The following is a 16,950-nucleotide window of genomic DNA, read 5'->3' on the forward strand; positions in this document are numbered from 1 at the left end:
GCGGTGTTAAGCACTTTATTATGAATTAAAGATATTAGGAATTTATATCAAATGCAAAGATGAAAAAGCAAAAAACTTATGAAAATAGCCTATATAAAACTGTAAACTATACTTAATAAAAACAGGGAGTAGGAAAGAAAGGGAAAACGGTATATTTTCCGTTCTAACATGTAAGTGATACAGCGTTTGTCTTAATATAATCATTTACTTATGGTATAAATATACTAAGAATGTCGAACGTTTGGAGAGGGGACAAAAGATGGTTGATCAAAAGAATGTTCTATTAGGTGTTTCTGGAGGAATTGCTGCATATAAGGCATGTGCACTAACGAGCAAATTAACCCAAAAAGGGGCTAATGTTCGAGTAATAATGACCGAGAATGCAGCCAAATTTGTTTCACCATTAACCTTTCAGGCATTATCACGAAATCCTGTTTATACAGATACATTTGATGAAAAAGATCCAAGTAAGATTGCTCATATCGATTTGGCGGATTGGGCGGATATGATAATTATCGCCCCAGCCACTGCCAATTTTATTGGAAAACTGGCAAATGGCATAGCAAATGATATGCTTTCCACTACTTTATTAGCATCGGAAGCAGCCGTTTATATTGCTCCTGCTATGAATGTACATATGTACGGACATCCTGCCGTGATGGAAAATATGGAGAAATTAGCAGGATGGGGGTATCATTTTATCGAACCAGGTGCCGGTTATTTAGCATGTGGTTATGTTGGAAAAGGAAGGCTGGAAGAACCAGAAACGATTATTAAGGTGATTGAGGAACATCAGAATGTGAATCGGTTTCTCTCCGGTAAAAAACTGCTTGTTTCTGCTGGTCCGACAAGGGAAAAAATTGATCCTGTACGCTTTTTTACGAATCGGTCAACAGGAAAAATGGGCTTTGCCATTGCGGACGCAGCGGCTGAGCTTGGAGCAGAAGTTACACTGGTGACGGGACCATCAGAGCAAAAAGTATCCCATAGTCGAATAATGAGAATCGATGTAGAAACAGCGGAAGAAATGTATCAAGCGATGCATCAATTCTTTCCATCCAATGACATTGTTATTAAAGCAGCGGCCGTTGCCGACTACAGACCAAAAAAGGTATATGATCAAAAGTTAAAAAAACAGCCTGGAACATGGCAAATTGAAATGGAAAGAACGAATGACATTCTTCAATCTCTTGGAGAAAACAAAACACATCAATTTTTAGTAGGTTTTGCTGCTGAGACAACCAACCCTTTGGAATATGGCGTGAATAAATTAGAAAAGAAAAATCTGGATGCGATTGTGATTAATAATGTTTCTCAGAAAGGTGCCGGTTTTGGGGAAGATACCAATATTGTTACGTATTTAAACAAACAGCAGGAAAAAGAAGAAATAGAGATTGCGTCGAAAAAAGAAGTAGCTACCAAACTGCTTACTTTGATCAACAGAGATATAAAGGATGGTATGCAGTGAATATAGCAAAAGTTATTGTCGATGTTCCTGCAAGTTCTATTAATCAAACTTTTGATTATTCTATTCCTATAAAATTTCAGGAAATACTGGAGCCGGGGATGCGTGTAATAGTACCATTTGGACCGAGAAAGATCATGGGTTTTGTAGTTGAGAGGGTTTCGGAATCATCTTTTGATAAGCTAAAAGATATCTTGGATGTATTAGATTTAACACCGGTTTTAACAAAAGAATTGCTTGAATTGGGAAAATGGGTAGCACATGAAACATTAAGTTTGTCTATTACTGCCCTTCAAGCTATGCTTCCCCAAGTTTTAAAATCAAAGTACAAAAAAGAATTAGTGCGCATGACGGATGCTTCTTTGCCAACAGAATTAGAGCATTTATTTGCAGGTAGAGATTCAATAGACTATGAAGAATTTGAACATGTAAATATTAGTTACTATCAATTGCAAAAAGTGATTCAAGCTGGTGATATATCTGTTGATTATCTTGTCCAATCTAAAATTACGAAAAAACAGATACTAATGGTGAAACCGGCAAGAGAATCTTATTTTTTGGAAGAGGCAATGATAGACCTTCCCAAAAACGCAAAAAAACAAAAACAGCTTTTGACGTATTTTATCGAAAATCACAGTTCTATATCGCAAAAAGAGTTAGTAAATAAACTTCAGACAACACCTGGGACTATTAAAAATTTAGTTGATAAAGGACTTTTAGAAACCTTTAAAACAGAAATATTCAGAAACCCTTATGATGACGATTCGATTGAACGCACTACACCACTGGAATTAACGGAGGAACAGCGGCAAGCGATTGAACCAATTCATGACGCTATTGATCGTAACCAGCATGATGTCTTTCTATTACATGGAGTGACCGGAAGCGGGAAAACAGAAGTATATTTACAAGCGATACAAAAAGTGATAAACAAAGGGGAAGAAGCGATTGTACTCGTACCAGAAATCGCCTTAACCCCACAGATGGTCAATCGATTTAAGGGAAGATTTGGAAAAAGCGTAGCAGTGATGCACAGTGCTTTATCTGCTGGTGAAAAATATGATGAATGGCAGCGAATTCATCGTAAGGAGGTTCAAGTAGTTGTTGGGGCTAGGTCTGCTATTTTTGCTCCATTTGAAAACATTGGAATCATTATTATCGATGAGGAGCATGAAACAACTTATAAGCAAGAAGATCAGCCACGATATCATGCTCGCGATGTTGCTATTCATCGTGGAGAAAATCACAACTGCCCCGTGGTTTTAGGCAGTGCCACCCCGACACTAGAGTCGTATGCCCGTGCAGCAAAAGGGGTATATAAACTAGCCACGCTAAGCAAACGGACGAATGATCAACCAATGCCAAATATTGAAATCATCGACATGCGTGCTGAACTTCATGCAGGTAACCGTACGATGTTTTCGAGAAAATTAAAAGAACGGATGGAACAATGCATCAGAAACGGTGAACAAGTCGTACTGCTATTAAACCGAAGAGGCTATTCCACCTTTGTAATGTGCCGGGATTGCGGACATGTAAAAGAATGCCCGCATTGTGACATTGCCCTAACCTTCCATAAAAACAGCAATCGGCTTAAATGCCATTATTGTTCTTATGAAGAAATGGTGCCAACTATTTGTCCGGAATGTTCCAGTGATTTGATTCGTTATTTTGGAACAGGAACACAACGTGTAGAAGAAGCGTTAACCGAACTGATACCGGAAGCAAGGGTTTTGCGGATGGATGTCGATACAACGAGAAGAAAAGGATCCCATGAAAGAATACTAAAGGAGTTTGGTGATAAAAAGGCTGATATACTCCTTGGAACACAAATGATTGCGAAAGGGCTGGACTTTGAAAATGTCACTTTAGTAGGTGTATTAACGGCCGATTCCATGCTGCATTTACCAGATTTCAGGTCAAGTGAAAAAACCTTTCAATTGTTAACTCAAGTGAGTGGACGAGCTGGCAGACATGAATTAACCGGGGAAGTTTTCGTTCAGACGTATACTCCCGACCATTATAGTATAAAACTTGCTAGTGAATATAATTTTCTTGATTTTTATAAACAAGAGATGGGAATGAGAAAGAAATTTCAATATCCGCCATACTATTTTCTGGCACTGATTACAGTGTCACATGAAAACAAAGTTAAGGTGGTACAGACAACGCAAAGAATGGTACAACTATTAATAAAAAAGGTGAATCAAAATACGGTTGTACTTGGCCCAACACCTTCACCAATTCCGCGTATCAAAGATAGATATCGGTATCAATGCATGATAAAATACAGAAATGAGCCAAATCTCCGCACTTTTTTAAATAAAATCATCGATCAATTCTCAGATGAAATAAAAAAAGACAATCTATTGATATCCGTTGATTTACAACCATATCATTTGATGTAGTCACGATAAGGAGTAAGAAAGAAGGTTGTTTAAATGAAGCGAATTGTATTTATGGGTACACCAGATTTTTCTGTACCTGTATTAAAATCACTGGCAGATTCAGAGTATGAGGTGGTATTGGTTGTCACCCAGCCGGATCGCCCTAAGGGGAGGAAGCGTGTCATTACGCCTCCCCCAGTGAAGGTGGAAGCTGAGAAATATAATATACCCGTTTTTCAGCCCGAAAACTTGAAAGATGAATATATGAAAATCTTATCCCATGAACCGGATATCATTGTAACAGCAGCATATGGCCAGTTATTGCCAAATGAGCTACTGGATGTACCACCATTTGGTTGCATTAATGTGCATGCGTCTTTACTTCCTGAATTACGTGGTGGTGCACCGATTCATTATGCCATTATGCAAGGAAAAAAGGAGACAGGTATTACGATTATGTATATGGTTGAAAAACTGGATGCCGGTGATATTCTTTCCCAAGTTAAAGTTCTAATAGAAGATAAGGACCATGTCGGTACGATGCATGATAAACTGTCAGAAGCTGGCGCGAAACTATTAATGGATACTTTACCTAAAATCTTTCATAAGGAAATAAAGCCAGTCAGACAAGACGACTCCCAAGCAACATTTGCATCCAATATAAAACGGGAGCAAGAAAAGATTGACTGGACGAAAGCAAACATAGAAATTTACAACCATATCCGTGGGTTGCATCCATGGCCAGTGGCCTTTACAACGTATGAAGGGAAAAATATGAAAATCTGGTGGGGCGACCCTGATGATTCTATTTATCAAGGAGAGCCTGGTAAGATTGTAGAGGTTATGGAAGATGGTTTTATCGTTGTCTGTGGAAATGGTAAGGGAATTAAAGTAACAGAAATACAGCCTGCAGGAAAAAAGAGGTTGCATGTAAAAGATTACTTACGCGGTGCAAATGATCGAATCCAAAAAGGCATTATTTTAGGTGGTTAAAATGAAAACATTCCAATTAAGAAATTCGGTATTAGATTTGCTCATTCGAACGGAAAAGGACGAAGGATTTAGCCATCTTTTGATTGATCATGAAATAAAATCAAAGCAATTTGATCCAAAAGATGAAAAACTGTTAACGGAGATAGTATATGGTACCCTGCAGCGAAAAATAACTATAGATTATTATATTGACTGCTTTATCAATTCCAAAAAGAAGATGGATTTATGGGTAAGAGCACTCCTCCGTATGTCCATTTATCAGATGGTTTTCCTTGATAAGGTACCAGATCATGCGGTGATTCATGAGGCTGTGGAAATTGCCAAGAAGCGGGGACATAAGGGAATATCGGGATTTGTTAATGGAATTTTAAGAAGTGTTCAGCGCAAGGGTATTCCGCAGACTTCTGCCATTAAAGATGATGCGAAAAGACTTTCCATAGAGACGAGTCATCCAGAGTGGCTTGTAAAACGCTGGATTTCTGAATATGGCTATGAAACAACTAGGTTTATGTGTGAAGCAAATATTACAAGAAAACATCAGTCCATTCGCGTTCAGCCTTTAAAAATATCACGGGACAAAGCTATCGAAACACTAACTGAAATCGGCTTTGAAGTTCGGCCCTCCAAATTATCCGACCAAGGAATAATTATTGAAAAAGGCAATATTCTTTCAACCGATTTATTTAAAAATGGATTTGTTACAATCCAGGATCAAAGCTCCATGCTGGTAGGGGAAATGCTTGAGGCAAAACCAAATATGCAAGTATTGGACGCATGCAGTGCACCCGGAGGAAAAGCAACGCATATCGCTGAGAAAATGGAGAATGAGGGTGCTATTCATGCCTATGATTTACATAAAAAGAAAGTAAATTTAATCGATGATAAAGCCTCTGTTTTAGGTTTGACAATCATTGATGCCAATCAAGCTGATGCCAGAAGACTAAAGGAAATTCATCAACCGGAAAGCTTTGATAGAATTTTAGTGGATGCTCCTTGTTCAGGTTTAGGGGTTATAAGAGGAAAGCCGGAAATTAAATATAATAAAAAAGAAGAAGACATTAGGAACCTTTCTAAAATCCAGCTTGAAATATTGGATAGCATTGCCTCGTTATTGAAGACAGGTGGATTGCTCATTTATAGTACATGTACGGTGGATGTAGAAGAAAATGAGAATGTTGTTCAAAATTTTTTAGAAAAGCATTCCGATTTTCAAATAGATGAGACGTTCTTTGACAGTTTACCGGATGAGGTGAAACAATCACCTGGAATATCAGATCTTGGTTTTCAACTGTTTCCCCAAGATTATCAGACAGATGGATTTTTTCTTACGCGTTTGAAAAAAATTGGATAATTATGTTCTTTTATAGCAGGTTTTGTGTAATACTTGGATTAGATAAAAGTATACCCACGCTATACTTGGAGGGGGGATAAAATGAAAGGAACATTCCTGACAGACAGAGGTAGGATTAGAAGCCATAATGAAGATGCTGGAGGAATATATTACAATTCCTTTGACCAAATGCTAGCAGTGGTTGCCGATGGAATGGGCGGTCACCAAGCAGGTGATGTAGCAAGTCAAATGGCTACGACCTTGATACAGGAAAAATGGGAAAATACAAGTGAATTTGACAAACCTGACCAGCTGGAGGAATGGTTATTAAACACGATTAATGAAATTAACGAATCGATTTTCCTTCATGCCCAGAAAAACAAAGAATGTGAAGGGATGGGAACAACACTTGTCATAGCTATTCATATTGGTGATTTCCTGACTGTCGCTCATATTGGTGACAGCCGGTGTTATTTATTAAATCGGAATGGGTTTAAACAAATTACCGAGGATCATTCTCTCGTAAATGCTCTTATACAATCTGGACAAATTTCAAAAGATGATGCAAAATATCATCCCAGAAAAAATGTGGTCTTAAGAGCCTTGGGTTCAGAATCTGAAGTGGATGCAGACATTAAAACCATTACGATTGAGGAAGGCGATAAGCTGCTGCTCTGTTCGGATGGGCTTACGGATAAAATCCAGGATGAAGAATTATTGGAAAAGATTAATGCCTCTGAAGATTTGAATGAGGTAGCTAAGCAATTAATTGATATGGCTAACAGCAGGGGTGGCGAAGATAATATTTCTCTTATTCTACTATCAAAGAGTTCTTCATCTGGGGAAGAAGGTGAGAATAAATGAGAAGTGGTCACCTTTTGAATGAGCGGTATCAAATAAAGGCTAAAATCGGTGGTGGTGGAATGGCCGATGTTTTTTTGGCGAGGGATACAATCCTTGAACGTGATGTAGCAGTCAAAGCATTGCGAATGGAATATGCCAATGATCAGGAATTTATCGCTCGGTTTGATCGGGAAGCCCAATCTGCCACCAGTTTATCGCATCCTAACATTGTCAGTATCTATGATGTTGGTGAAGAAGATCATTTACTGTATATGGTCATGGAATATGTGGATGGAATGACTTTGAAAGAATACATACAACGCTTTGGGCCACTGAATGTGCAAGAAGTATTGGATATTATGAAACAAATGACTTCAGCGATTGCCCATGCGCATGCTAATGATATTGTTCATCGGGACATAAAACCGCAAAATATTTTAATGGATAACTTTGGTCAAGTAAAAGTAACTGACTTTGGTATTGCTATTGCATTAAGTGCGACGTCGTTAACACAGACTAACTCTATTCTTGGATCTGTGCATTATTTATCACCGGAACAGGCAAGAGGTGGAATGGCAACTAAAAAGTCAGATATTTATTCTTTAGGAATAGTCCTTTTTGAGATGCTTACGGGTAGATTACCTTTTTCAGGACAATCCCCTGTATCTATAGCTCTAAAGCATTTGCAAAGTGATACTCCATCTGTCAGAAGGTTCAATCAGGATATACCACAAAGTGTTGAAAATATCGTATTAAAAGCCACGGCCAAAGATCCTTTTCATCGATATGAAACGATTTATGACCTGGAAGACGCTATAGATACGGCATTACATCCTGATAAAATCAATGAGGCACCATATTCTCCTCCTGCTGAGGTAGGAGAAGAAACAAAGGCGATCCCTATCATTACGGATAATCAAATGCAAGAAAACTTTGATCAGGAAACCTTAATCCATCATACAAATGGGGCAACAAAGAATTACCCGGAAGAATCCCCGGCTGAACAAAAAGAGTATACATCATCGGAGAAGGATAAAACGAAGAAACAAAAAAAGGGGAAAAAACAAAAAAAGAAAAAATGGCCTATTATTTTGTCCATTATTTTGATTTTACTCATCTCGGGTGTGATTGCTTTGTTTGTTTTACCAGGTATGCTGCAACCGGCAGAAGTTACCATTCCCGATGTGATTGAAATGGAAGCAAATGATGCAGCTGACTTGTTAGAAAGTTTAAATTTAGTAGTGGAAGAGGAAGAGGTTGCCTCAGAAGAAACAGAAGAAGGACTTGTTGTAAGAACTAACCCAAATGTTGGCCGTACCGTAAAAGAAGAGTCTACCGTTACATTATATGTAAGTACAGGCAAAGAAAAAGTAACATTTGAAGATTATGTAGGCAGGGAATATACTCAAGTTAAGCGAGAACTTGAGGTTGCGGGGTTTGAAGACTTTGAACCTTTCGAAAGGCATTCCGAACAACCAGAGGGTGAAATTATCACGCAAATTTTTCCTAATCCTGGCAATGAAGTGGTTCCGAGTGAAACGACCGTTCGATTTGTGGTCAGCTTAGGCCCAGAACCGATTAGTTTAAGTAACCTTAGAGGACTATCAGAAGAAGAGGCAAGGGATTATATAGAAGAGAATGACTTACAAATGAATAAAATAGAGAGGAACTCGGATACTGTTGAAGCGGGTACGGTAATGGATCAGGATCCTGGAAGTGGAGAAATGCTGCAAGAAGGAGATTCAGTGGATGTTTATATATCAACTGGACCAGAACCAAAAGCACCAAAGTCCCATTCAGTAACTGTATCTGTACCCTATGAGCCTCCAGAAGCGAATGGGAATGAAGAAGAAAATACGGATGAATCAGAAAATCAGGAACCAGTTGAACAAATAGTTAGAATCTATATTGGCGATGCGGAAAACGATATTTCTGAGCTGTATGAAGAAAAGGCAATAACCAGTGACGAGGACTTTACGTTTACACTTACGATAGCACCAGACAGTACTGCAGAATACAGAGTAATGCGAGACGATGTATTAATCAAAGAAAACAGAATTTCATATGAAGAAGGTGAATAAATGGCAGAAGGCAGAATTATTAAAGCTTTAAGTGGATTCTACTATGTTAAATCAGAAGATCAAATATACCAGTGCAGGGGCAGAGGGGTATTTCGAAATAAGAAGATTACCCCTTTAGTAGGTGATTTTGTAGAATTTGAAATAAATGACCCAAACGAAGGGTATATCATGAAAATCAAACCTAGAAAAAATGAACTAGTTCGTCCACCGATTGCGAATATTAATCAAGCAATCATTGTAAGTTCTGCCATTTCACCAGACTTCAGCACAACATTGCTTGACCGCTTTTTAGTTTTGATTGAATCAAAGAATATTAACCCGGTTATATTTATTACGAAGATTGATTTATTATCAGATCAAAAGAAACAAGAAATGCTAACCTATAAAAAAATATATAAAAATATAGGGTATCAAGTAGAGTTGCTCTCAACTATAGATAGTGATCATTTACCTGATATTAGCTCTTATTTTAAAGATAATGTAACTGTAATTGCTGGACAGTCCGGAGTTGGAAAAACATCATTAATTAATGCATTGGATTCTACCCTGCTTTTAGAAACAGCTGAGATTTCACAGAGTCTTGGAAGGGGAAAGCATACTACAAGACACGTAGAACTTCTGGAAATTCATGGGGGATTAGTCGCAGATACTCCCGGATTCAGTGCGTTGGATTTTAATGAAATAGAGGCTGAAGAGTTGACAGATTATTTCCCTGAAATGAGGGAACGTAGGAATGAATGCAAGTTTCGTGGCTGTCTGCATTATAAGGAGCCTAAATGTGCGGTGAAAACAGCTTTAAGCGATGGGAAAATAGAAGCGTTTCGCTATAAAAACTATATTCATTTTCTCGACGAAATACAATCAAGAAAGCCGAGGTATTAGACATGACAAAAATTGCACCTTCTATATTATCAGCAGATTTTTCAAAACTTGGAGAGGAAATCAAGGATGTCGAACAGGGGGGAGCGGATTATATCCATGTAGATGTCATGGATGGTCATTTTGTTCCAAATATTACGATTGGTCCACTGATTGTGGATGCCATTAGACCAGTTACCGATCTTCCGCTTGATGTACATCTTATGATTGAAAATCCAGATGCCTATATTCCGGCGTTTGCCAAAAGTGGTGCTTCCATCATTACTGTACATCAGGAGGCATGTATACACCTTCACAGGACCGTACAGCTCATTAAAGACAACGGAGTAAAAGCCGGAGTTGTTATAAATCCAGCAACTCCTGCTGATGTATTATTGCCGATCCTGCCCGATGTTGATTTGGTACTAATTATGACGGTTAATCCTGGTTTCGGCGGACAGTCGTTTATACAAAATACGTTAACAAAGATAAAACAAGTGGCCGCATGGAGAGAAGAATTCCATCTTGATTTCGAAATTGAGGTGGATGGTGGCGTTAATGTAGATACTGCAAAATTATGTACAGATGCTGGTGTAGATGTATTGGTTGCGGGTAGTGCTGTTTTTAACCGTCCAAATCGCAAAGAAGCAATCCAGGATATCTTGCGAGCAGCGAAGGGATAACCCTTTATGACATGTATTGCAATTGTAGGAAATGGGCCTGCTGAAACCCATCCTGATTTCAAACAATTTAAAGAGGAGATTGATGTTTGGATAGGTGCCGATCGGGGGGCGTTTTATCTTGCAGAGAATCAAATTCCTATTACTTATGCTGTTGGAGATTTTGATTCCATTACGGATAAAGAGAAGCAGAAAATTAAACACCATGCAAAAGTATACGAAGAACATCCGGCGGAGAAAGATGAAACAGACCTGGAATTAGCATTAAAGAAAGCATTTAAAGAAAATCCCGCAACAATCTATTTATTTGGAGTGACAGGTGGGAGATTAGATCACGAACTGGTAAATATTCAACTATTATACCAGATACAGAAAAAGGGGATTCGGGGAGTTATTATTGATTATTTAAATCATATAGAATTAACATTTCCCGGGGAGCACAGGATCTCAGCGGATAAAAGGTACCCATATGTATCTTTTATTCCGTTCACCCCGGAAGTGGAAGGTATTACATTAACGAACTTTTATTACCCTCTTGAGGATAAAACAATTTCCTGGGGTTCGACTCAGTGTATTTCTAATCAGCTTATTTCAAATTATGGTACTTTTTTTTATAGGAAAGGCATATTAATAGTTGTAAAGAGTCGTAGTGCGATTCCTTTATAATGGAATTGCTTAAAGAGGAGGGCACTTATGAAATTTTATACTATAAAACTCCCGAAATTTATAGGTGGATTTGTGAAAGTAGTTATTGGTATCTTTAAAAAAGAAAAGTAATTAACTTGTTACCGCTTTTGCCAATAAAGGCAAAGGCATCTTTTTTTACATTAGGAAAGCATAATATTTAGCAAAGAGCGTATTATACGAAAAGATCGTAAAACAAAAAGCACCCATACGACGGTAAGGGTGCTTTTTGTCCAATCACTAATGTAAACGTATATTAAACGCGCTCAACTTTACCTGATTTAAGTGCACGAGCAGATACATAAACTTTTTTAGGTTTTCCATCTACCATAATACGTACTTTTTGTACATTAGCTTTCCATTTACGCTTATTGGAATTCATAGCGTGAGAACGTTGATTACCACTGCGAGTTTTACGTCCAGTTACAACACATTTTCTAGCCATGTTATTCCCTCCTAACTCTAACATGTGTCATTATTACTTATACAATTTATCACAAGTAAGCAAAGAATGCAATTGAATATTTTTCATGAACCGTACAGTAGTGGGACAAAATAAAGGATATCCCAACTTTATATGAACCATTGATTGAAGATTTACTTTATGAGAAATAAAGAATCATTCTTGACAGAGTTATACATAACATACATTGTTATAATGGAACAGTCAATAGCAGTAAACAACATTTTAGCTAAGACTCTCTATACAACAAGTTCTAGTATAATGGTTGTTCTTTTAAAATGTTTTGGTATATAGTATAATTTCTTTATATTAATAGCAGGTGTTTAAGGAGGATTTTTTATGTCCATTGAGTTAAATACGAATGATGGTCAAGTAACCATTACCAATGATGTCATTGCAACCATAGCAGGAGGGACAGCAGTAGAATGTTATGGTATTGTTGGGATGGCATCCAAAAGTCAAATTAGAGATGGTATCGCAGAAATATTAAGAAAAGAAAATTATTCCAGAGGTATTATTGTTCGCCAAAAGGATGAAAAACTACATATAGATATGTATATTATTGTCAGCTATGGAACGAAAATATCTGAAGTAGCCAGTAATGTACAGTCTCAAGTAAAATACGCATTGAATCAATCACTCGGACTATCGATTGATTCCGTGAATATTTATATTCAAGGGGTCCGCGTAGCCAAGGATTAATTTCTTTTACGTAAGCTGAGGAGGAAGTATTGTGACGGTTCAAAAAATTGATGGCGCTATATTAACCCAGATGATTTTAAATGGGGCTCACCATTTAACCAATAACGCCAAGAAAATAGATGCTTTAAATGTCTTTCCTGTGCCTGATGGGGATACAGGAACAAATATGAATTTATCCATGACTTCAGGTGCAAATGAAGTAAGAAAATTGAATAGTGATCATGCTTCAGAAGTGGCAAACGCCTTTTCAAAGGGATTGCTGATGGGTGCCAGAGGTAATTCAGGTGTGATCTTATCGCAAATTTTTCGCGGTTTTGCCAAGGGTATGGAAAAAAAGCAAGCTTTAACCGCAGAGGACTTTGCCGTTGCTGTGGATGCTGGTGTGAAGACTGCATATAAGGCTGTTATGAAACCTGTGGAAGGAACGATTTTAACCGTAGCAAAGGATGCCGGAAAAGAGGCTATGGATGCTTGTAAAACCGAAAAAGATATCGTAGGGCTAATGGAAAAAATTGTTGCAGAGGCCAAAGCTTCCCTAAAACGTACGCCAGACCTATTGCCCGTGTTAAAGGAAGTAGGGGTTGTTGATTCCGGAGGCCAAGGTCTTGTTACGATATATGAAGGGTTTTTAGCCGCACTGAAAGGGGAAGAACTCCCTGAAAACTCATCTGAAATCGATATGGAAGATATGGTTAATGCAGAACATCATAAAGTAACACAGGATTTCATGGATACTTCAGAAATCGAATTTGGTTATTGTACGGAGTTTATGGTCAAGTTTGAAGAAGAAAAACTTGCAGAAAGCCCATTTAACGAAGAGGAATTTCGAAATGAGCTAAGTGAACTCGGTGATTCTTTATTAGTCGTATCAGATGATGACATTGTCAAGGTTCATGTTCACTCTGAGACACCAGGAACATGCTTGACATTAGGTCAGCGCTACGGCAGTTTAATTAATATGAAGATTGAAAACATGCGTGAACAGCATACTGCAATTGTTGGAGATAAATCAAACAAAACACTTGTAGATAAAAAGAAAGAATATGCTATTGTTACAGTTGCTATGGGGAAAGGAATGAAAGAACTACTGGAAAGTCTTGGTGCATCCGTTGTTATTGAGGGTGGACAAACCATGAATCCAAGCACTCAGGATATTGCAGATGCGATTCAGCAGGCAAATGCAAAAAATATAATTGTTTTGCCAAATAATAAAAACATTCGTATGGCGGCAGATCAAGCTGCTGAGGTTGTCGAAGAAAATGTGGCAGTTGTCCCAACTACAACCATTCCACAAGGTATCAGTGCAATCCTCGCGTTTCATCCTGATTTGGACATCCAAGCTAATCAGCAAGCGATGGATGAAGCTAGAAAGCAAGTGAAAACCGGACAGATTACTTATGCTGTCAGGGACACACAAATCGAGGGAATTACGATAGATAAGGGTAATTTCATGGGAATTCTTGACGGGAACATAAAGTCAACCCATCCAGATAAAGAGGAAACGGTTAAATTACTATTAAAGGAAATGATTTCTGAAGATGATGAGATTTTAACCATTCTTTATGGAGAAGATATTCATTCCGATGAAGTGGACCAACTAGTAGATTATATTGAAGAGACTTATGAAGATATCGAAATAGAAGTTCATAACGGAAACCAACCGATATATTCTTATATCTTTTCAGTGGAGTAATCAAATTCGCCATCTTAAGTGGCGAATTTTTTTGCTGTTTTCTTAATAGTGCATGTTCAAAAAGGAGGATGAAAAGGACCGGTCGGCTAAGATCGCAACGTCCTGGGACTGCGGTTACTCGTCCCATCGAAAACATTTGTCGTAACGCCGACACTAGCACGTCCTGTGCGTCGAAAGTTCGAGGCGGCGATGCTTTGAGTAGCGGGCTTCCACAGGATGTGGTGACTTCTACGTTGCCCACAGGACGTGGGCGGTTTTAGTAGAAGGTCCTCACCATACGTGAGCAACGGAAAAGCGAGCCAACGAAGAAATTCGATGCGTCCTTTTTTACCGGACTTTTTGAACATCCTCTAATAGGTTTATTGCTTTTTCATACACATAAAAATACGACCAGTGAGTGCATTATTGACTTATTTGCCACAAACCTAAAAACTACTTTATTACCCATGTCGCAAATGAATAACATTGGACTTTTTGTTATAATTTACAATAGCCAGATTTTGTACGATCTGAGTGATAAAAAGGTGATATAACAATGAAATATGATATTATTACTCCATTATGTTCACGCACAACAGCTACTGCTCTAAAAAATGGTTGGGAAAGGTTCGGGAAATTTTTCCTAATATGTAAGGTAAAAGCTAAATACCAAATAAAACTAGACTGCAAAAAGAGAAAGTATTCGAAATGTCCGTATAGAAAGAGTGATTATTGTGCTTGATAAATCGGTAACTGAGATACCAGGAGTAGGGGGGAAATATGCGGAAGATTTAGCCTTGTTACATATATATACAATTGAGGATTTATTAAACTATTTTCCTTATCGATATGATGTGTATGAAATTAAGCCCCTTGCTGAATTAATTCACGATGATAAAGTAACGATCGAGGGGAGAGTAGTTCATGACCCTACTCTTCAGTTTTATGGCAAAAGAAAGTCCAGACTCACCTTTACAGTAGAAGTAGAAGGGGTAGCTATTAAAGCGGTTATGTTTAATCGGGCATTTGCCAAAAAGCAGATCCATATAGACAATATCATTACATTAACTGGAAAATGGGATGCACACCGTTTGCAGATTACAGTTAGTCAATATAAATTAGGGCCGGCGGAAGATCAGGCAAAAATCCAACCTATGTATTCATTAAAGGGAAACTTAACCAATATCAAACTAAAAAAAACTGTTCAGCAGGCAATCAATCAATACCTGCATGAAGTGCCAGAGATTTTACCGGAAAGATATTTGACTGCGTATAAAATACCTGAACGAAAAACAGCGATTCAAACCATGCATTTTCCGGCGAACCGATTGGCATTGAAACATGCTAAAAGAAGATTTGTTTTTGAAGAATTTTTACTATTTCAATTAAAAATGCAATTGTTGCGTAAATTAAAACGTGAGGCCACACAAGGCAATGCTCAGCATTATGATGTTGATAAAGTGGAAGAATTTATCAACAGTTTTCCTTTTTCCTTAACGAACGCTCAAAAAAAATCATTACAGCAGATTTTATCTGATATGAAATCTCCATATCGTATGAATCGTCTCCTGCAAGGTGATGTTGGTTCTGGAAAGACCGCTGTGGCTGCTATAGGGTTATTCGCATCCATAACAGCAGGAAAACAAGGAGCACTTATGGTCCCGACTGAAATTTTAGCAGAACAGCATTATGAGTCATTAGAGGAACTATTTGCCGATAAAGCTAATATTGCACTGTTAACGGGGTCTGTCAAAGGAAAAAAACGCAAGGAAATACTGGAACAATTAGAAAATCATGACATAGACATTGTCATTGGCACCCATGCCCTCATTCAGGATGATGTCAACTTTTCCGATTTGGGGTTTGTCATTGTGGATGAGCAGCACCGTTTTGGAGTGGAGCAGAGAAGGGCCTTGAGGGATAAGGGATTACAGCCGGATGTCCTTTTTATGACTGCAACGCCCATTCCCAGAACACTTGCAATAACAGCCTTTGGTGATATGGATGTATCTGTTATTGATGAAATGCCAAAAGGAAGAAAGGAAATTGGAACGTATTGGGCAAAAGATAATATGTTTGAGAGAGTATTAAAAATGATAGAAAAACATGTCGCCCAAGGGGAACAGGCATACGTTATTTGCCCACTTATCGAGGAATCCGATAAGCTGGATATTCAGGATGCTGTTGATTTATATCATCAGCTCGTGGAATATTTCCCTGCACATCTTAAAGTAGGATTGATGCATGGACGGTTAAAATCGAATGAAAAAGAAGACGTCATGAAGAAATTCGCTGAGAATGAGGTTCAGGTATTGGTGTCTACTACCGTGGTTGAGGTAGGTGTGAATGTTCCAAATGCAACGATTATGGTTATTTATGATGCTGAGCGTTTCGGTTTATCCCAATTGCATCAATTGCGGGGAAGAGTTGGACGAGGAAATAAACAGAGCTACTGTATATTAATTGCAGACCCTAAAGGTGAAGTCGGGAAAGAAAGAATGCGAATTATGACAGAAACGACAAATGGATTTGAATTATCCGAGCAGGATTTAAAATTAAGGGGACCTGGTGACTTCTTTGGAAAAAAACAGAGTGGTGTTCCTGAATTTAAAGTTGCTGATATGGTGCACGATTATAAAGCACTGGAAACTGCCAGAGTAGATGCGCAGGAAATGATTGAGAATAATCTTCTGTATGAAGATGAGGAATATTTTTCCTTAAGAAAATTGCTGGAAAGCGACCCGGTCTTTACAAATACATTAGATTAATAACATTACTTGCATAATTGAATA

Annotated in this window: 14 protein-coding genes; 13 read left to right on the plus strand and 1 reads right to left on the minus strand. The window is 38.0% G+C overall.

Features of this window, described 5'->3' with window-relative positions:
• The first annotated feature begins 259 nt into the window (after positions 1–259).
• From coaBC to spoVM, 10 genes are all read left to right on the plus strand, one after another.
• Entirely contained in the window at positions 260–1,468 is a 1,209-nt protein-coding gene (gene coaBC, locus GMJ66_RS03840; protein ID WP_156289016.1) for a bifunctional phosphopantothenoylcysteine decarboxylase/phosphopantothenate--cysteine ligase CoaBC, read from the plus strand.
• Complete coding sequence (priA, locus tag GMJ66_RS03845; protein WP_156289017.1) at positions 1,465–3,873, plus strand: primosomal protein N'; 2,409 nt, start codon at positions 1,465–1,467, stop codon at positions 3,871–3,873. The genes coaBC and priA overlap by 4 nt, the downstream gene beginning before the upstream one ends.
• 33 nt (positions 3,874–3,906) lie before the next feature.
• Positions 3,907–4,845 carry a methionyl-tRNA formyltransferase gene (gene fmt / locus GMJ66_RS03850; RefSeq protein WP_156289018.1) on the plus strand — a complete coding sequence of 313 codons (939 nt, stop codon included), beginning with the start codon at positions 3,907–3,909 and terminating at the stop codon, positions 4,843–4,845.
• Position 4,846: 1 nt separating this feature from the next.
• Entirely contained in the window at positions 4,847–6,196 is a 1,350-nt protein-coding gene (gene rsmB, locus GMJ66_RS03855; RefSeq protein ID WP_156289019.1) for a 16S rRNA (cytosine(967)-C(5))-methyltransferase RsmB, read from the plus strand.
• An 81-nt stretch (positions 6,197–6,277) separates the two neighbouring features.
• Positions 6,278–7,039, plus strand: coding sequence for a Stp1/IreP family PP2C-type Ser/Thr phosphatase (locus GMJ66_RS03860; RefSeq protein WP_156289020.1), 762 nt, complete (start codon positions 6,278–6,280; stop codon positions 7,037–7,039).
• Positions 7,036–9,099, plus strand: a complete 2,064-nt coding sequence (gene pknB / locus GMJ66_RS03865) for a Stk1 family PASTA domain-containing Ser/Thr kinase (protein ID WP_156289021.1) — start codon at positions 7,036–7,038, stop codon at positions 9,097–9,099. The genes GMJ66_RS03860 and pknB overlap by 4 nt, the downstream gene beginning before the upstream one ends.
• Positions 9,100–9,981: a ribosome small subunit-dependent GTPase A gene (rsgA, locus tag GMJ66_RS03870; RefSeq protein WP_156289022.1), complete on the plus strand. Its 882-nt coding sequence runs from the start codon at positions 9,100–9,102 to the stop codon at positions 9,979–9,981.
• Between the two features lie 2 nt (positions 9,982–9,983).
• Positions 9,984–10,640 carry a ribulose-phosphate 3-epimerase gene (gene rpe, locus GMJ66_RS03875; RefSeq protein WP_156289023.1) on the plus strand — a complete coding sequence of 219 codons (657 nt, stop codon included), beginning with the start codon at positions 9,984–9,986 and terminating at the stop codon, positions 10,638–10,640.
• A gap of 6 nt (positions 10,641–10,646) precedes the next feature.
• Entirely contained in the window at positions 10,647–11,303 is a 657-nt protein-coding gene (locus GMJ66_RS03880) for a thiamine diphosphokinase (protein WP_156289024.1), read from the plus strand.
• Between the two features lie 27 nt (positions 11,304–11,330).
• Complete coding sequence (gene spoVM / locus GMJ66_RS03885; RefSeq protein ID WP_156289291.1) at positions 11,331–11,414, plus strand: stage V sporulation protein SpoVM; 84 nt, start codon at positions 11,331–11,333, stop codon at positions 11,412–11,414.
• A 163-nt stretch (positions 11,415–11,577) separates the two neighbouring features.
• Here spoVM and rpmB read toward each other — a convergent pair whose 3' ends face one another.
• Positions 11,578–11,766 carry a 50S ribosomal protein L28 gene (gene rpmB, locus GMJ66_RS03890; protein WP_156289025.1) on the minus strand — a complete coding sequence of 63 codons (189 nt, stop codon included), beginning with the start codon at positions 11,764–11,766 and terminating at the stop codon, positions 11,578–11,580.
• 357 nt (positions 11,767–12,123) lie between these two features.
• Between rpmB and GMJ66_RS03895 the strand changes: the two genes are divergently transcribed.
• From GMJ66_RS03895 to recG, 3 genes are all read left to right on the plus strand, one after another.
• Entirely contained in the window at positions 12,124–12,486 is a 363-nt protein-coding gene (locus tag GMJ66_RS03895) for an Asp23/Gls24 family envelope stress response protein (protein WP_156289026.1), read from the plus strand.
• A gap of 31 nt (positions 12,487–12,517) precedes the next feature.
• Positions 12,518–14,179, plus strand: a complete 1,662-nt coding sequence (locus tag GMJ66_RS03900) for a DAK2 domain-containing protein (protein ID WP_156289027.1) — start codon at positions 12,518–12,520, stop codon at positions 14,177–14,179.
• Positions 14,180–14,892: 713 nt separating this feature from the next.
• A complete protein-coding gene (recG, locus tag GMJ66_RS03905) occupies positions 14,893–16,926 on the plus strand; it encodes an ATP-dependent DNA helicase RecG (protein WP_156289028.1) in 2,034 nt (677 codons plus the stop codon).
• The last annotated feature ends 24 nt before the right edge of the window (positions 16,927–16,950 follow it).

Origin of the sequence: Oceanobacillus salinisoli (assembly GCF_009733865.1) — a bacterium.
GTDB lineage: Bacteria > Bacillota > Bacilli > Bacillales > Amphibacillaceae > Oceanobacillus > Oceanobacillus salinisoli.

Coding starts and splice junctions, on each gene's coding strand:
- coaBC (WP_156289016.1), top strand. CDS start 260: ATGGTTGATCAAAAGAATGTTCTATTAGGTGTTTCTGGAGGAATTGCT.
- fmt (WP_156289018.1), top strand. CDS start 3,907: ATGAAGCGAATTGTATTTATGGGTACACCAGATTTTTCTGTACCTGTA.
- rsmB (WP_156289019.1), top strand. CDS start 4,847: ATGAAAACATTCCAATTAAGAAATTCGGTATTAGATTTGCTCATTCGA.
- GMJ66_RS03860 (WP_156289020.1), top strand. CDS start 6,278: ATGAAAGGAACATTCCTGACAGACAGAGGTAGGATTAGAAGCCATAAT.
- pknB (WP_156289021.1), top strand. CDS start 7,036: ATGAGAAGTGGTCACCTTTTGAATGAGCGGTATCAAATAAAGGCTAAA.
- rsgA (WP_156289022.1), top strand. CDS start 9,100: ATGGCAGAAGGCAGAATTATTAAAGCTTTAAGTGGATTCTACTATGTT.
- rpe (WP_156289023.1), top strand. CDS start 9,984: ATGACAAAAATTGCACCTTCTATATTATCAGCAGATTTTTCAAAACTT.
- GMJ66_RS03880 (WP_156289024.1), top strand. CDS start 10,647: ATGACATGTATTGCAATTGTAGGAAATGGGCCTGCTGAAACCCATCCT.
- spoVM (WP_156289291.1), top strand. CDS start 11,331: ATGAAATTTTATACTATAAAACTCCCGAAATTTATAGGTGGATTTGTG.
- rpmB (WP_156289025.1), bottom strand. CDS start 11,766: ATGGCTAGAAAATGTGTTGTAACTGGACGTAAAACTCGCAGTGGTAAT.
- GMJ66_RS03895 (WP_156289026.1), top strand. CDS start 12,124: ATGTCCATTGAGTTAAATACGAATGATGGTCAAGTAACCATTACCAAT.